Source organism: Streptomyces sp. NBC_00249 (assembly GCF_026342355.1).
Taxonomy (GTDB): Bacteria; Actinomycetota; Actinomycetes; order Streptomycetales; family Streptomycetaceae; genus Streptomyces.
Genome location: NZ_JAPEMV010000007.1, coordinates 261707 through 278083 on the forward strand (window position 1 = coordinate 261707; position 16377 = coordinate 278083).

General features: G+C 73.3%; 14 protein-coding genes and 1 pseudogene. 12 read left to right on the forward strand and 3 right to left on the reverse strand.

Features of this window, described 5'->3' with window-relative positions:
- Positions 1-13 precede the first annotated feature (13 nt).
- Positions 14-643: a 1-acyl-sn-glycerol-3-phosphate acyltransferase gene (locus OOK31_RS28500; protein ID WP_267090236.1), complete on the reverse strand. Its 630-nt coding sequence runs from the start codon at positions 641-643 to the stop codon at positions 14-16.
- Between the two features lie 298 nt (positions 644-941).
- Here OOK31_RS28500 and OOK31_RS28505 point away from each other — a divergent pair, with 298 nt between their 5' ends.
- From OOK31_RS28505 to OOK31_RS28515, 3 genes are all read left to right on the forward strand, one after another.
- A complete protein-coding gene (locus OOK31_RS28505) occupies positions 942-2102 on the forward strand; it encodes a glycerophosphodiester phosphodiesterase (protein ID WP_267090237.1) in 1161 nt (386 codons plus the stop codon).
- Between the two features lie 119 nt (positions 2103-2221).
- Entirely contained in the window at positions 2222-2743 is a 522-nt protein-coding gene (locus tag OOK31_RS28510; protein WP_267090238.1) for a sigma-70 family RNA polymerase sigma factor, read from the forward strand.
- Positions 2744-2780: 37 nt separating this feature from the next.
- Positions 2781-3287, forward strand: coding sequence for a GNAT family N-acetyltransferase (locus OOK31_RS28515; RefSeq protein WP_267090239.1), 507 nt, complete (start codon positions 2781-2783; stop codon positions 3285-3287).
- A 57-nt stretch (positions 3288-3344) separates the two neighbouring features.
- Here the strand turns inward: OOK31_RS28515 and OOK31_RS28520 are convergent, their stop codons facing one another.
- A complete protein-coding gene (locus OOK31_RS28520; protein WP_267090240.1) occupies positions 3345-3770 on the reverse strand; it encodes a hypothetical protein in 426 nt (141 codons plus the stop codon).
- On the reverse strand, positions 3763-4131 hold the full coding sequence (locus OOK31_RS28525) for a hypothetical protein (RefSeq protein ID WP_267090241.1): 369 nt from the start codon (positions 4129-4131) through the stop codon (positions 3763-3765). The genes OOK31_RS28520 and OOK31_RS28525 overlap by 8 nt, the downstream gene beginning before the upstream one ends.
- A 108-nt stretch (positions 4132-4239) precedes the next feature.
- On the opposite strand from OOK31_RS28525, the pseudogene OOK31_RS28530 reads away from it, so the two are divergent.
- From OOK31_RS28530 to cobA, 9 genes and pseudogenes are all read left to right on the forward strand, one after another.
- Positions 4240-4377 (forward strand): annotated as a pseudogene (locus OOK31_RS28530) (HAD family hydrolase); the annotation flags it as partial.
- Between the two features lie 364 nt (positions 4378-4741).
- Positions 4742-5809: a methionine ABC transporter ATP-binding protein gene (locus OOK31_RS28535; protein WP_267090242.1), complete on the forward strand. Its 1068-nt coding sequence runs from the start codon at positions 4742-4744 to the stop codon at positions 5807-5809.
- Positions 5806-6474 carry a methionine ABC transporter permease gene (locus OOK31_RS28540; RefSeq protein WP_267090243.1) on the forward strand — a complete coding sequence of 223 codons (669 nt, stop codon included), beginning with the start codon at positions 5806-5808 and terminating at the stop codon, positions 6472-6474. The genes OOK31_RS28535 and OOK31_RS28540 overlap by 4 nt, the downstream gene beginning before the upstream one ends.
- Before the next feature lie 78 nt (positions 6475-6552).
- Positions 6553-7422: a MetQ/NlpA family ABC transporter substrate-binding protein gene (locus OOK31_RS28545; protein ID WP_267090244.1), complete on the forward strand. Its 870-nt coding sequence runs from the start codon at positions 6553-6555 to the stop codon at positions 7420-7422.
- Positions 7423-7639: 217 nt separating this feature from the next.
- A complete protein-coding gene (locus tag OOK31_RS28550; RefSeq protein ID WP_267090245.1) occupies positions 7640-8356 on the forward strand; it encodes a GNAT family N-acetyltransferase in 717 nt (238 codons plus the stop codon).
- A gap of 79 nt (positions 8357-8435) precedes the next feature.
- Entirely contained in the window at positions 8436-9653 is a 1218-nt protein-coding gene (gene cbiE / locus OOK31_RS28555; protein WP_267090246.1) for a precorrin-6y C5,15-methyltransferase (decarboxylating) subunit CbiE, read from the forward strand.
- Between the two features lie 303 nt (positions 9654-9956).
- Positions 9957-13325, forward strand: coding sequence for a nicotinate-nucleotide--dimethylbenzimidazole phosphoribosyltransferase (gene cobT / locus OOK31_RS28560; protein ID WP_267090247.1), 3369 nt, complete (start codon positions 9957-9959; stop codon positions 13323-13325).
- 57 nt (positions 13326-13382) lie between these two features.
- Positions 13383-14963, forward strand: a complete 1581-nt coding sequence (locus OOK31_RS28565; RefSeq protein WP_267090248.1) for a hypothetical protein — start codon at positions 13383-13385, stop codon at positions 14961-14963.
- 144 nt (positions 14964-15107) lie between these two features.
- Entirely contained in the window at positions 15108-16364 is a 1257-nt protein-coding gene (gene cobA / locus OOK31_RS28570; RefSeq protein WP_267090249.1) for a uroporphyrinogen-III C-methyltransferase, read from the forward strand.
- The last annotated feature ends 13 nt before the right edge of the window (positions 16365-16377 follow it).

Consider the following 16377-nt stretch of genomic DNA (forward strand, 5'->3'; position numbering starts at 1 on the left):
GGGAGGGGGGAGGCTAGGCGGCCTTCGCCTTGGTCGCGTACATGTCCACGTACTCCTGGCCCGACAGCCGCATGACCTCGGCCATCACCGAGTCCGTCACGGCCCGCAGCACGTAGCGGTCGCGGTCCATGCCCTCGTAGCGGGAGAACTCCATCGGCTCGCCGAAGCGGACCGTGACCCGGCCCGGGCGCGGCATGCCCGCGCCGCCGGGCTGCAGCTTGTCGGTGCCGATCATCGCGAAGGGGACCACGGGGGCCCCGGTCATCAGGGTCAGCCGGGCGATGCCGGTCCGGCCGCGGTAGAGGCGGCCGTCGGGGGAGCGGGTGCCCTCGGGGTAGATCCCGAAGATCTTCCCCTCCTCCAGGATCCGGCGGCCCGTCATCAGCGCGGCCACTCCGCCGTTCGCACCGTCACGGTCCACCGGGATCATGCCGGCGCCCGTGAAGAACCACGCCATCAGGCGGCCCTTGAGGCCCTTGCCCGTCACGTACTCGTCCTTGCCGATGAAGTGGACCGTACGGTCGCAGAGCAGCGGGAGGATCATCGAGTCGATGAAGGTCAGGTGGTTGCCCGCCAGGATCACCGCACCGGTGCCCGGAATGTTCTCGATGCCCTCCACCTTGGTGCGGAACATCAGGCGCATGACCGGTCCGACAGTGGCTTTGATGAGCGCGGTACGGAACAACGTGAGCCCTCCGGCATCGAGCGGGTTGCGCACCACACGGCGGTAGTGCAGGTGAGGACGATACTCGCGGGTCACCACTGATCGCACATCGGGTTCACGTGGTGGATACGCAGTGTTGACGCACGTTTCCGCCATGTTCCGGCGGAGCCCACCCCCTCGTCACGCACCCTTGCCTACCATCGGCACGCCGATCCGGGCCGCCCGCTCCGGAGATCCCGGGGACCGCGGGCCCGTTTCAGAACGAGGAGTGGCACGCATGACACAGGGTGGGGCAGCGCGGCGCACGGTACTGGGAGCGGCGGTCCTCGCGGCCGGAACCGGAATCACCGGACTGGCGGCGGGAACCGCCTCCGCGACGGAGGGCGGGCACGGCGAGGGCGGCTACCGGGACCTCCCGTACCCGACGGTCATCGGCCACCGGGGTGCCAGCGGCTACCGGCCCGAGCACACCCTCGGCTCCTACCAACTCGCCCTCGACCTGGGCGCCGACGTCATCGAACAGGACCTCGTCCCCACCAAGGACGGACACCTGGTGTGCCGGCACGAGAACGAGATCGGCGGCACCACCGACGTCGCCGACCACCCGGAGTTCGCCTCCCGGCGCACCACCAAGTCCGTCGACGGGGTCTCCGTCACCGGCTGGTTCACGGAGGACTTCACCCTCGCCGAGCTGAAGACCCTGCGCGCGAAGGAACGTATCCCCGCCGTCCGGCAGCGCAACACCCTCTACGACGGCCGCTGGGCCGTACCCACCTTCGAAGAGGTGCTGCGCTGGGCCGCCCGGGAGGGCCGCCGGCGCGACCGGCAGATCTGGCTGCACGTGGAGACCAAGCACCCCACCTACTTCCGCGGGCTGGGCCTCGGCCTGGAGGAGCCCCTCGCCAAACTGCTGCGCCGCTACGGCCGCGACGGCCGGGACGCCGCCGTGTTCCTCCAGTCCTTCGAACCCTCCAGCATCCAGCGGCTCTCGCGGCTCGTGTCCGCCCCCCGCGTGGTGCTGCTCTCCGCCGCGAACACCCGGCCCTGGGACTTCGAGACGGCCAAGGACCCCCGTACGGTCGCCGACCTGGTCAAGCCCGAGGGCCTGAAGTGGATCTCCGGCTTCGCCCAGGGCATCGGCCCCACCCTCGACCTGATCGTGCCGCGCGACGCGGCCGGCAAGCTGGGCACCCCGACCACCCTGGTCAAGGACGCCCACGCACGGGGCCTTCTGCTGCACCCCTACACCGCGCGCAACGAGAACAGCTTCCTGCCGGCCGAGTACCGCAAGGGCACCGACCCGGCCGCCTACGGGGACGCCTTCGGCGCGTTCAAGCGGTACTTCGAACTGGGCATCGACGGCATCTTCACCGACAACCCGGACACCGGCCTGCTCGCGGCGGAGGCCTTCCGCCCGGGCCGCGCCGCCAACCGCTAGCCGCCCCCGGGCCACTCACCCGCGGCCGCCGGGCGTCAACCGCCCGGCGGCCGTTCCCGTACGGGTGGGCCCGGCCCGGCACCGAAACCGCCCGGCCCGCCGACCGCGTCCCGCCCGGCATGGACCTGCTGAAGGCTGACCTCTTCGAGGAGCTGGGCCCGCTGCTCTCCGCCGAGGCGGAGGCGGAGGCCCCCGCCGCCGGGGTGGACGCCGCCGACCTGGAACAAGCCGTCTGGGTAAGACTGCTGGAGCACGGCCCCCGCGAGCCCGACCCCACCGGCCGCGCCCGCTGGATACGGCGGGCGGTGCGCGCCGAGGCCCGGCTCGCCCGGCGCCGGGCGCGGCGCGAGATCCCGTACGGGGCCACGCCCGCCGACGCCGCCGGGGAACCGGAGGACGCGCTGCTGCACGGCGAGGAGAACCGGGCCCTCCGATCGGCGGTCGCCCGATTGCCGGGACGCTGCCCGGAGCTGATAGGAGCACTTCTTTCGCCCAGGGACCTCACCTACCGTGAAATCGCAGGAGAGTTGGGTATCTCACAAGGAAGTTTGGGGCCCGTCCGTTCCCGATGCCTGGGATGTCTGCGCAGAATGCTCGCTACAGAGGTTGCGGCTCCTGGCCTGCGGGGAAGGGAGCGGTAGACCAAAGGGCTACCGGGTGAGCGGGAGGCATGCGCACATGGGTACGAGCGTGACCATTTCGGCGGCGGCTGCCGAGGACGTCGAGCAGATCTTCAAGCTGCAGTATCTGGCGTTCCAGCGGGAGGCCGAGCTGTACGGCAACTACCTCATCCAGCCGCTCACCCAGTCGCTCGACTCCCTGAAGGCGGAGCTGGCCTCGGACACCGTCCTGGTGGCCCGGCTCGGCGACGAGGTGGTCGGCACCGTGCGCGGCAGCGTCGGCGAGGACGGCACGGCGAGCATCGCCAAGCTGTGCGTCCACCCGCGCCTGCAGGGCCACGGGCTCGGCGCCCGGCTGCTGCGCGGCGTCGAGGAAGCCCTCACGGGCCACGGCGGCACCACCCGCTTCCGCCTGCACACCGGCCACAAGAGCGAGTCGAACCTGCGGCTGTACCGCAAGGCCGGCTACCTGGCGGTCGGCAACCGCACCGCCTCGGACGGCGTGCACCTGGTGATCCTGGAGAAGGAAGCCAAGGACGCGACGGAGTTCGCGGTCAGCGCGTAAGCCCTGGCCGGGCGTTCGCGGGCCCGCGCTGTCACAGTGCGGGCCCGCGAACGCCCGCTAACGCTTCGCGCGGAGCCAGAGCATGCCCGTGACCGGCAGGATCACCGGGATGAAGAGGTAGCCCATCCCGAAGTCCGACCACACGGTCGCGTCCGGGAAGGCCTCGGGCCGCAGCAGGGTCCAGGTGCCGACGGCCAGGACCCCGGCCAGCTCGGCGCCGCAGCACACCAGAGCCGCCTTGCGGGCCCGCTCGCCGCCGCGCACCAGCGAGTACGTGATGAAGGCGTAGGCCAGGGCCGCGGCCCCGGACAGGGAGTACGCGAGCGGGGCCCGGTCGAACTCGGTGGAGATCTGGTAGGCCGAGCGCGAGACCGCGCCGACCACCATCACCCCGTAGAGCCACACCAGCAGCAGCCCCGGTCCGGAGACCAGCCGCTTGCGCCCGGAGCCGGTCGCCGCGGCGGTCGTCGTGTCGTCAGGCACCGGCGGTTCCCCAGATGTCGTAGAGCCGTACTTCGAGGACGGCGAGGACGACCGCGCCCGCGGCGACCGTCACCGAACCCCACTTGGTCCGCTCGCTCAGGGACAGCATCCCGGCCGCCGGGACCGCCGCGAAGGCGCCCAGCAGGTAGGCCACGAAGAGCACCGTGCCCTGGGCGGGCTCCTCACCCCTGGCCAGCTGGACCAGGCCGACCACCAGCTGGGCCAGGACCAGCACGGTCACCACGGCCATGCCGATGAAGTGCCAGTCCTTGGTCGGCTGGTCCCGCCACACGGCGTGACCGCACCAGGCGGCGAGGGCGAGGGCGGCGGCGCCGATGGCGACCGTCAGGGCGTCGAGCATGCAGCGAGGGTATTACGGGCCGAAAGACCCGATGCGCCCGCCCCTCGCCCCGGGCTCTCCTGGAAGGCATGAAGCTGCCGAGCCCTTCCTCCTCGCCGCCCGCCGCCCGGGATGCGGACCGTGGCCTTGGCCACAACGCACGGCGCCGCCGAACGCGGCGCGGACGTGGCCGTCAGGGACCTGTCGGCCGTGTCCGCGCTGGTCGGGGACGCCGGAGTCGTGCTCGAGACGGATGGCTGGAGCTGACCGGCGTTGTCCGTATAGCGGCCGGAATCCGTCCGCTATACGGACAACGTTGATCGGTGAGTGACTCCGTCTGCTTTACTTGGGCCCATGACCACGACGAGCAGCCGCACCCTTGCGACCGAGGCGACGATGACGCCCGGTGCTCGTTGTATGTGTCGAATGCGCGCCTTCTGAGGGCCCCTTTCCTGCGAATCTCGCGCCCCGAAGCGAGACCGGCCGAGCCGTCCGCCCATCCCGGACCGCTCCTGCCCCGCGCACGCGTCGACACCATTTCTTTGTGACGGTTCGACCCGTATCGCGTCCCCAGATGTTTGCCCCGTGCACGGCACCCGCACGCCGTGCACTCGACAGCGACGGAATTCCTGTGATCACCACATCGGGCCTCACGAAGGTCTACCAGTCCCGTGGCCGTGAGGTCACCGCCCTGGACGGCGTCGACCTGCACGTCCGTGAGGGCGAGGTCTACGGAGTCATCGGCCAGAGCGGCGCCGGCAAGTCCTCCCTGATCCGCTGCGTGAACCTGCTGGAGCGCCCCACCACCGGCACCGTGACCGTCGACGGCGTCGACCTCACCGCCCTCGCCGGCCGCGGCCGCCGCGCCGGCAAGGAGCTGCGCGAGGCCCGCAGCCGCATCGGCATGGTCTTCCAGCACTTCAACCTGCTGTCCTCGCGCACCGTCCAGGCCAACATCGAGCTGCCCCTGGAGATCCTCGGGATCTCCGGCCGCGAGCGCTCCCGCAAGGCCCTGGAACTCCTCGACCTCGTCGGCCTCGCCGACAAGGCCAAGGCCTACCCCACCCAGCTCTCCGGCGGCCAGAAGCAGCGCGTCGGCATCGCCCGCGCCCTGGCCGGCGACCCCAAGGTGCTGCTCTCCGACGAGGCCACCAGCGCCCTGGACCCCGAGACCACCCGCTCGATCCTCCAACTGCTGCGCGACCTCAACCGCCAGCTCGGCCTGACCGTCCTGCTCATCACGCACGAGATGGACGTGGTCAAGGCCGTCTGCGACTCCGCCGCGCTGATGAAGCGGGGCCGGATCATCGAGTCCGGCACCGTCGCCGAACTCCTCGCCACCCCCGGCTCCGAACTGGCCACCGAGCTCTTCCCGGTCAGCGGCGCCGCCACCGGCCCGGACCGCACCGTCGTCGACGTCACCTTCCACGGCGACGCCGCCACCCAGCCGGTGATCTCCCAGCTCTCCCGTACGTACAACATCGACATCTCGATCCTCGGCGCCGCGATGGACACCGTCGCCGGCCGCCAGATCGGCCGCATGCGCATCGAGCTGCCCGGCCGCTACGAGGACAACGTCGTGCCCGTCGGCTTCCTGCGCGAGCAGGGCCTCCAGGTGGACGCGGTCGACGAAGCCGCCGCGGACACCGACGCGGTCGACAACGAACTGGCCGCACTGGTCGAGGAAGGTGCCAAGTGACCTGGTCCGAAATGCAGCCCCTGCTCACCCAGGGCACGTACGACACCCTCTACATGGTGCTGTGGTCCACCCTGGTGACCGTGCTCGGCGGACTGCCCATCGGCATCCTGCTGGTCCTCACCGACAAGGGCGGCCTCCTCCAGAACCAGCCGCTCAACAAGGTCCTCGGCGTGATCGTGAACATAGGCCGCTCGCTGCCGTTCATCATCCTGCTGATCTTCCTGATCCCGGTCACCACGGCCGTCGTCGGCACCTTCATCGGCCCCACCGCCATGATCGTCCCGCTGGCCATCGGCGCCGTCCCCTTCTTCGCCCGCCTCGTCGAGACGGCCGTCCGCGAGGTGGACCACGGCCTGATCGAAGCCGTCGAATCCATGGGCGGCGGCATCCCGACCCTCGTCGGCAAGGTGCTGCTCCCGCAGGCCCTGCCCTCCCTGGTCGCCGCCGTCACCACCACCGTGATCACCCTGGTCGGCTACTCCGCCATGGCCGGCGCGGTCGGCGGCGAAGGACTCGGCTCCAAGGCCATCACGTACGGCTTCCAGCGCTTCGAGACCGGCTTCATGGTCGCCACCGTCGTGGTCCTGATCGCCCTCGTCACGGTGATCCAGCTGATCGGCGACGGCGTGGTACGCGTCCTGTCCCGCCGCGGCCGGACAGCCTGAACACAACCTTCCCTCCCGGAAAAGCCCGCACTTGTCGTGCTTGGGCCCTCACCCGCAAAAGCAAGAAAGGCACTCTTCGTGCGTAAGAACATCAAGCTCACCGCCCTGACCGCCACCGCCGCAGCCCTGGCCCTCGGCCTCACCGCCTGCGGCAGCTCCTCGGACCCGTCGACCGCCACCAAGGCCGACGGCGGCAAGGTCGACGAGAGCAAGCCGCTGGTCATCGCGGCCTCCCCGAGCCCGCACGCCGACATCCTGAACTTCGTCAAGGACAAGCTCGCGGCCAAGGAAGGCCTCAAGCTCGAGGTGAAGGAGTTCACGGACTACGTCCTGCCCAACACCGCCACCGAGCAGGGCCAGGTCGACGGCAACTACTTCCAGCACAAGCCGTACCTCGACGACTTCAACAAGAAGAACGGCACGCACATCGTGCCCGTCGTGAACGTCCACCTGGAGCCGCTCGGCCTCTACTCCAAGAAGGTCAAGGCCCTCGCGGACATCAAGCCCGGCCAGACCGTCGCCGTCCCCAACGACACCACCAACGAGGGCCGCGCGCTCCAGCTGCTCGCCGCGAACAAGCTCATCACCCTCAAGGACGGGGTCGGCACCAGCGCCAAGCTGTCCGACATCACCGACAAGAAGGGCCTGGAGTTCAAGGAGCTGGAGGCCGCCACGGTCCCGCGCGCCCTGAACGACGTGGACGCCGCCGTCATCAACGGCAACTACGCCCTCGAGGCCAACCTCTCGCCCGCCAAGGACGCCCTGATCCTGGAGAAGGCCGAGGGCAACCCGTACGCCAACTTCCTGGCGGTCAAGGACGGCAAGCAGAACGACCCGCGCGTCCAGAAGCTCGCCAAGCTCCTGAACTCCGACGAGGTCAAGAAGTTCATCGAGGAGAAGTACCAGGGCTCGGTCACCCCGGCCTTCGGCGCCCCGGCCGCCTCCTGACCCGACCCCGCCCGGCCGTGAACGGCCTGGTGGGCGCCGGATCTCCGGCCCCGCGCACCCGTCAGGGCGCGCGGGGCCGGAGCCGTGCCGGAGGCTGCCCGCTTCCGGGCAGCCCGGCCCTGCACTTCCCCCGGCCGATGCTGCATGCTGTGGCCTACGACCCGCACGAACGGTCCCGCACCACGGTCGCCCCACGGTCTCAGGCATGGAGCTGCGCATGACTACCACCTTCCCGGACGTCACCATCAGCACGGACCGGCTGGTGCTGCGCCCCTTCGAGGAGGACGACGTCACCGCGCTCGCCGAGATGATGAACGACGAGCACGTCACCGCCTGGACCACCGCACCGCACCCCTACACCCACGCCGACGCCCACAGCTGGGCCACCGCGCACTCCCACGACGAACGCACCGAGGGCCGCGGTCTCGTCCTCGCCGTGACCGAGTTCCTCACCCAGCGCCTCGTCGGGATCGTCCACCTCCGCAACACCGACTGGCGCACCCGCACCACAGAGGCCGGCTACGTCACCGCCCCATGGGCCCGCGGCGAGGGCTACGCCAGCGAATCCGTGCTCGCCGTCGCCCAATGGCTCTTCGGCGACCAGCACTTCGAACGCCTCGAACTGCGCACCGCCGCCGACAACACCGCTTCCCAGCAGGTCGCCCAGAAGATCGGCTGCATCAGCGAGGGAGTCCTGCGCAACGCGTGGATAGTGCGCGTCCAGGCCGCCGACGGCAGCTGGACCGAGACCCGCACCGACGTCATCGTCTGGAGCCTGCTCCCCGAGGACCTCGACGACACCGACGAGTACGGCGCCCCCCTCGGCTACGAGGCCTGGGAAGGCCACTCCGGCCGCTCCGCCCACCACGGCGGACACGCCTTCGCACAGCGCGCCGACGCGCCCGGCCGGCCCGTCGGCGCCGACCGGAACTGACCCGATGACCAGGTAGTCTCACCGTGCCCGACCCCGCGACGAAGCTTCGCCCGCCCCCCGACCCAGGAGACTGACGACGATGGCCGACCGGGTGACGGTGATCGGCTGGGACGGCTCACCGCTGACCGCCGCGGCCCGGTCCGCGCTCTCCGCCGCCACCCTCGTGGCCGGCGCCGCCCACCACCTCGCCCTCCCCGAGATCCCGCCCGGAGCCGAACGCATCCGCCTCGGCAGCCTCGGCCTCGCCGCCCGCCGCATCGCCGGCCACCGCGGCACCGCCGTCGTCCTCGCCGACGGCGACCCCGGCTTCTTCGGGGTCGTACGCACCCTGCGCGCCCCCGAGCACGGCCTCGAGGTCGAGGTCGTCCCCGCCGTCTCCGCGGTCGCCGCCGCCTTCGCCCGCGCCGGGATGCCCTGGGACGACGCCCAGGTCGTCGTCGCCCACCGCCGCACCCTGCGCCGCGCCGTCAACGTCTGCCGGGCCCACCCCAAGGTCGCCGTCCTCACCGCGCCCGGAGCCGGCCCCGCCGAACTCGCCCTGCTCCTCGACGGGGTCCACCGCACCTTCGTGATCTGCGAGGAACTCGGCACCGACCGGGAACGCGTCACCGTCCTCACCTCCGACAAAGCCGCCGACCACAGCTGGCGCGACCCCAACGTCGTCATCGTCATCGGCGGCGGGGGCCAGGTCTCCGCCACCGCCGAGGCACCCTGGCTGTTCGGCCACGGCCCCGGCCTCACCACGGGCCGCGGCTGGGCCCGGCCCCGCACCGGCCCCGGCGCACCGGCGGCCGAGGGGGAGTCGGCGCAGCTGCGCGCCGCCCAGCTCGCCCGCCTCGGCCCCCGCCCCGGCGACCTCGTCTGGGACATCGGAACCGGCTCCGGGGCCCTCGCCGTGGACGCCGCCGCCCTCGGCGCCGCCGTCATCGCCGTCGACGCCGACCCGCGCGCCTGCGAAGGGGTAACCGCCGCCGCCCGCAAGCGCGGTGTCCAGATCCAGGTCGTCCCCGGCCGCGCCCCGCACGTACTGGAGAACCTGCCCGAGCCCGACGTCGTACGCGTCGGCGGCGGCGGGGCCCCCGTCGTCGCGGCCGTCGCCGACCGCCGCCCCGAACGCATCGTCAGCCACGCCTCCACCCGCGACGAGGCCGAGGCCATCGGACGCACCCTCACCGAACACGGGTACGCCGTCGAGTGCGCCCTCCTGCAGTCCGTCGGGCTCGACACCCGGACCTGGACCGAACAGGAGCGTTCCGTCGTGTTCCTCCTGGCAGCCGAGCGCCCCGTGAGCCGCTAGTGCTGTGACCGGGAAGGTTCACCGGGTCGGCAAACCTTCCCGGCCACAGCACCGGAGCGGACCCCGGGGTAGGCTGGCCGATCGTCGTACTGCCCGCAGGACGCGCGACGTGGCGCAGTCCACAGCGGACCGTGCCGGTTTATGGCCGCCACCGCGGCCGACGAGCGCGACAATGCTCAGGAGTTGTTGTGCGGGCGGGCGCGAGGCGTCGCACCGCACGGCAACCCCGCACGGCAACTCCGCGCGGCGGCCTCGTGGGCGCCGGGCGATCGAAGAGGCAAAACCGATGGGCGAGGGGTACGCATGACTGACACCGGCCAGGTCCCGGGCGAGGGTCACCCGGACAACGCGGGCATGGTGGATCAGCACGGCAGTCCCGCGCCGCTCCCGCCCCTGCCGCCGCTCCCGCCCGTCCCGCCGCAGGCCCCCGCGGGCTACGCGTTCCAGGACCTCGTGGACGACCCCGCGGAGCCCGAGGACGAGGAACTGCTGCTCATGCCGTCCGGGCAGGGCTCCTGGAGCGACCCGCAGGTCGTCCCGCAGGTCCCGGCCTACCCGACGGAGTTCCCCGCCGAACCCGTCTACACCGAGTACCCGCAGCCGCCCGTCGGCTACGCCTTCCCGGAGCCCGGCTACCCCCAGGCCCCGCAGCCGGGCGCCGGCTTCCCCGCCGCTCCGTACGCCGAGAACGCCGGCCCCGAGTCCTACGACCCCGCCGCGTACAGCGCCGGGGCGCACGAGACCGGCGGCCGTGACACCGGTGCGCTCGACCTCGGCGGCCTCGTGGTCCCGCAGCCGGCCGCGCCCGTCGCCCCGCCCGTCGCGCCCCGCCGGCCGCTGCACATGGGCCCGCCCGTGCCCGAGGCCACCGGGGGAGTCGTACGGTCCCTCGCCGACCGGGGTCCGGCCGCCGCGCCGGCCGTCCCCGCCGTCGCCGTCCCGGCGCAGGCGCCCGAGCCGGTGGCGGAGCCGCTGGTGGCGGAACCCGTCATGGTCGAGCCGGTCGCCGTCGAGCCGGTCATGGTCGAGCCCGTGGCCGTCGAGCCGGTGGCCGTCGCTCCCGAGCCGGAGGCCGCGCCCGGCGTGGCCGTGCCGCTGCCCGTGGCCGGTCCCGGCGTGCCCGTGATGCAGACGCCGGCGCAGATGGCGATGCCGGTGCCGATGCCGGTGCCGGTGAGCGTGCCCGGGCCGTCGACCCTCGGCCCCGAGTACCTGGACGTCTCCGCCGCCGAGGTTGCGGTGGCGGAGCCCGTGGCCGCGCCCGCCCCGCAGCTCGGCGAGATCCCGGTGCAGGCCGGGACCCCGTGGGCGGTGGAGCCGGCCGCGCCGGAGCCCCTGGCCGCGCCCGAGGCCGAGGCCCTGGTGGCCGCGCCCGCCGTCGCCGCCCCCGTGGCCCCGGCCGCCGTCGCCGTCCCCCTTGTCGTCGCCGTGGCGGAGCCCGTGGCCGTCGTCGCGCCCGAGCCCGAGCCGGTGGTGGAGCCCGCCCCGGAGCCGCAGCCCGAGCCGGCCCCGGTGGAGGCCGTCGAGGCCCCCGCGCCCCTTCCCGCGCCGGAGACCCCGCAGCCCGCCGAGGAGGCACCGGCCGAGCCGCAGCCGACTCCCGCAGAAACGGTGGCTCAGCCCGAGCCGGAGCCCGCCGCGGAGCCCGTGGAAGCCGCGCAGCCCCCGCAGCCCGAAGCCGAGCCCGCCCCGGAGGCCGTGGAGCCCGTAGCGGCCGAGGCCGCGCCGGAGCCCGCCCCCGAGGCCGCGCCGGAGCCCGAGGCGGCCGAGCCCGCCGCGCAGACGCCCGTAGAGGCACCCGCCGCGGAAGCCCCCGAAGCGGTGGCCGAGCCCGCGCCGTCGGAGGAGCCCCCCGCGGAGCTCCCCGAGGCCGCGGCAGAGGCCCAGCCCGAGGTCCAGCCCGAGCCCGAGACCGAGGCCGCCGAGGCGGTTTCCCCCGGCGAGCCCGCCCCCGGCTACGGGGACGCGGAGCGCGAGGCCGTCCTGCGCGTCATGCGCGAGCGCCGCGACATCCGCAACGGCTTCCGCACCGACCCCATCCCGCACGAGGTGCTGCTCCGCGTCCTGGAGGCCGCCCACCACGCGCCCAGCGTCGGCCACTCGCAGCCCTGGGACTTCGTCGTCATCCGCTCCGCCGAGACCCGCCGGACGATGCACGAGCTCGCCCAGCGCCAGCGCGAGGCCTACGCCAAGTCGCTGCCCAAGGGCCGGGCGAAGCAGTTCAAGGAACTCAAGATCGAGGCCATCCTCGACACCCCGGTGAACATCGTCGTCACCGCCGACCCCACCCGCGGCGGCCGCCACACCCTCGGCCGGCACACCCAGCCGCAGATGGCCCCGTACTCCTCGGCCCTCGCCGTCGAGAACCTCTGGCTCGCCGCCCGCGCCGAGGGCCTCGGCGTCGGCTGGGTCAGCTTCTTCGACGAGCGCGAGATGGTCCGCGCGCTCGGCCTGCCCGAGCACCTCGAGGTCGTCGCCTACCTGTGCGTCGGCTACGTCGACGAGTTCCCGGAGGAGCCGGAGCTCGCCCAGGCGGGCTGGTCGCAGCGCCGCCCGCTGGCCTGGGTCGTCCACGAGGAGACGTACGGCCGCCGCGCGCTGCCCGGCGAGGCGCCGCACGACCTGCTCTCCGAGACCGTCGCCAGCATCCGCCCGCTCGACGCGAAGGCGCTCGGCGAGGCCTGGGAGCGGCAGAAGCGCATGACCAAGCCCGCCGGGGCCCTGGGCATGCTGGAGATCATCTCCGCGCAGCTCGCCGGCCTCTCCCGGGTCTGCCCGCCGCCCATTCCCGAGCCGGCCGCCGTCGCGATCTTCGCGGGCGACCACGGCGTCCACGCCCAGGGCGTCACCCCCTGGCCCCAGGAGGTCACCACGCAGATGGTGGCCAACTTCCTGGGCGGCGGCGCGGTCTGCAACGCCTTCGCCAACCAGGTCGGCGCCGAGGTCTGCGTGATCGACGTGGGCGTCGCCGGCGACCTCCCGGCCACCCCGGGCCTCCTCCCGCGCAAGGTCCGCCCGGGCACGGCCGACCTCTCGACCGGCCCCGCCATGACCCGCGAGGAAGCGATCGCGGCCATCGAGGTCGGCATCGAGACGGCCCGCGACCTCGTCGCGGCGGGCAACAAGGCCCTCCTGACCGGCGAGATGGGCATCGCGAACACCACGGTGTCCGCGGCCCTGATCTCGGTCTTCACCGGGGTCGACGCGGCGGAGGTCACCGGCCGCGGCACCGGCATCAACGACGAGACGCACGCCCGCAAGGTCGAGGTCGTACGCCGCGCCCTGGAACTCCACCAGCCCGACCCGGCCGACCCGATCGGCGTCCTCGCGGCCATCGGCGGCCTGGAGCACGCGGCGATCGTCGGCCTCCTCCTGGGCGGCGCCTCCCTGCGCACCCCCGTGATCCTGGACGGCGTCAGCGCCGGCGCGGCCGCCCTGGTGGCCCGCGCCATCGCCCCGGAGGCCCTGTCGGCCTGCATCGCGGGCCACCGCAGCGCGGAGCCGGGCCACGTGGCCGCACTGAACAAGCTGGGCCTGCGCCCCCTGATCGACCTGGACCTCCGCCTCGGCGAGGGCACGGGCGCCCTGCTGTCCCTCCCCCTGGTCCAGAGCGCGGCCCGCGCGATGCACGAGGTGGCCACCTTCGACGCGGCGGGCGTCACCGAGAAGTAGCCCCGCCTGGCGCAGCCGGGCGCGCGCCGCGCCCCGGCCCCCCGGAGCCTGGTTCCCATGAGCATCGGAGCCAGGCCCCGGGTCGTCGTGTCCCCGCCGGACCCGCGGGGCCTGCGCGAGGTCACCGCGGGCAGCCGCACCCTGGGCCGGGTCTGGTCCTGCCGCGGGCTGCGCCGCCTCCTGCACCGGGCCGGCTATCCCCGCGCCATGCCGCTGACGGACCCGCGGTTCGTCTCCTGGCACGGCGGCGGCTCCACCACCTGGCCCGACCGCCCCTGGCACCGCCGCACTGCCGCCGCGCTGATGGCGGCGGGCCTGCTGTGCTCCGCCGCGCTCCTGGTCTCCATCGGGCAGGTGGACGCCGCCGGAGCCCAGACCTTCGCCGGTCGCCTCACCGGCTGGCTGCTGATCCTGGCGGGCGCGGTCCAGACGGCCGCCGCCGCGGCCGCCACGGACTTCTGGGGCAGACGCCGGCTGTCCTGGTCGGGCCCCCTGGTCCTGGTCGGCGCGCTGATCGCGCTGGCCATGAGCGCCCTGCTGCTGGGCATGTGGTGCGAGGCGCGGGAGTACATCGTGCAGCTGCCGCTGTACGCCGCCCTGTTCTGCTGGGCGCTGTGGGCCCTGTGGCTCCTGGTCCGCCACGCGGCCTGGAAGGGGCTCCCGCACCCCAGGAGCATCGTCGCGGGGCTGACCCTGTCGGCCGTCCTGACCGGGGTGAACTTCTCCCAGACCACCCTCTACGAACCGAACGCCGAGCGCAGCATCGTCACGGCGGAGGCGAAGCTGGGCGAGCCCCGCGTCAGCCCGGACGGCAAGGTCCTGCACCTGTCGCTGAGGCTGAGCGTGAAGAACGTCGGGAAGGTCCCGGTGGACGTGCTGGGCACGATCTTCTGGGTGATCGGGCAGACGTCCAGGGTGTACCAGGCCGGCCGGCCCGAGTTCTGGCGGCGCGAACTGCCCGGGGAGGAGGACGCCGAGCGGTACGCCAGGGCCACCGGGCGGGAGCAGCTCGCCTTCGGCATCTTCATGAAGGACGGGTCATGGCTCGACCCGGGCACCGAGAAGGCCGAGGAGAAGATCGTCCAGCTGCCCGCCGGGACCGACTACTCCACCGTCGAGGCGGTGGCCAAGGTCATCACCTCGCGCAGGGACCGGGGGCGGATCGGGGCGGAGTACCCGGTGAACTGGTACTCCTGGCAGCAGTTCCCGCCGTGCGACCCGCAGTACTTCGACCGCCCCCACACCGGATGGTTCGCCGTCCGTGACGCCCTGCCGCGCGCACTCGCCGAGGAGTGGTCGTGCCGCCTACGCGGTGCGCCCTGGTGCCCCCTGCGCGGCCGGCCGCGGTGCGACACGGACATCCTCCTGAGCACGGCGCGCATCCGGCACAACAACAATCTGATCAACGTCACCCGCGGGGCCCGCTACGTCACCCTGGTCCGGCTGGTGGACCGGACCGCGAGCAATCCCGACATCCAGGCCGTGATCGCCCCGGCCCCCGGCGGACGCGTCCTCCTCCCACCGGACCATGAGGAGAGCCCGGAGCGCTACGGACTCATGAGGACCGTGTCGGACGTCGCCCGGGTCCCCTCGACGGCCCTGGTGAGCCCCCGGAGCGAGGCGGACCCCGAGCCCTGACCGGCCGTCGGCGGGAGCCCCGTATCCCGGTGGGCCGGGCGCGAGCCGTATGGTGGACCCGCACGTAAAACCGCACGTCAGTACCTCGCCGCTCCAGCGCCGCAGCGGCACGAACCCCTCGCCGCCTCAGGAGTCGCACCCGCCATGGCCGACACCCCCGCCTACCCCGTAGGACTCCGCCTCGCCGGGCGCCGCGTCGTCGTCATCGGCGGTGGCCAGGTCGCCCAGCGGCGCCTGCCCGCCCTCATCGCGGCCGGCGCGGACGTCCTGCTGATCTCGCCCTCCGCGACCCCCTCCGTGGACGCGATGGCCGAGACCGGCGAGATCCGCTGGGAGCGCCGCCGCTACCGGGACGGCGACCTCGCCGACGCCTGGTACGCCCTGATCGCCACCCGCAACCGCGAGGACAACGAGCGCGTCTCCGCCGAGGCCGAGCGCGAGCGGGTCTGGTGCGTGCGCGCCGACGACGCCTCCGCCGCGACCGCCTGGACCCCGGCCACCGGCCGCGTCGAGGGCGTCACCGTGGCCGTGCTGACCGGCAACGACCCCCGCCGCTCCGCCGCCGTCCGCGACGCCGTCGTGGAGGGCCTGCGCGACGGCACCCTCACCGCCCCCGCGCACCGCCACAAGGCCGCGCCCGGCGTGTCCCTCGTCGGCGGCGGCCCCGGCGACCCGGACCTGATCACCGTGCGCGGCCGCCGCCTGCTCGCCGAGGCCGACGTGGTCATCGCCGACCGGCTCGGCCCCCGCGACCTCCTCGACGAGCTCCCCCCGCACGTCGAGGTCATCGACGCGGCGAAGATCCCGTACGGCCGTTTCATGGCCCAGGAGGCCATCAACAACGCCCTGATCGAGCACGCCAAGGCCGGCAAGGCCGTGGTCCGGCTCAAGGGCGGGGACCCGTACGTCTTCGGCCGCGGGATGGAGGAGCTCCAGGCCCTCGCCGAGGCGGGCATCTCCTGCACCGTCGTCCCCGGCATCTCCAGCTCCATCTCGGTGCCCGGCGCCGCCGGCATCCCGGTCACCCACCGCGGTGTCGCCCACGAGTTCACCGTCGTCAGCGGCCACGTCGGCCCCGACGACCCGCGTTCCCTCGTGGACTGGGCCTCCCTCGCCAAGCTCACCGGCACCCTGGTCGTCCTGATGGGCGTCGACAAGATCGGCCTCATCGCCGAGGCCCTGGTCCGCCACGGCCGCTCCGCCGACACCCCCGTCGCGGTCGTCCAGGAGGGCACCACCGCCTCCCAGCGCCGGGTGGACGCCACCCTGGCCACCGTCGGTGAGACCGTGCGCGCCGAGGAGATCCGTCCGCCGGCCGTCATCGTCATCGGCGACGTCGTCCGCGTGAACGCACCCGCCGCACCCGGCGCACCCGCCGCACTCCCCGCCACCGACGCCTGACAGGCCGTTGGCA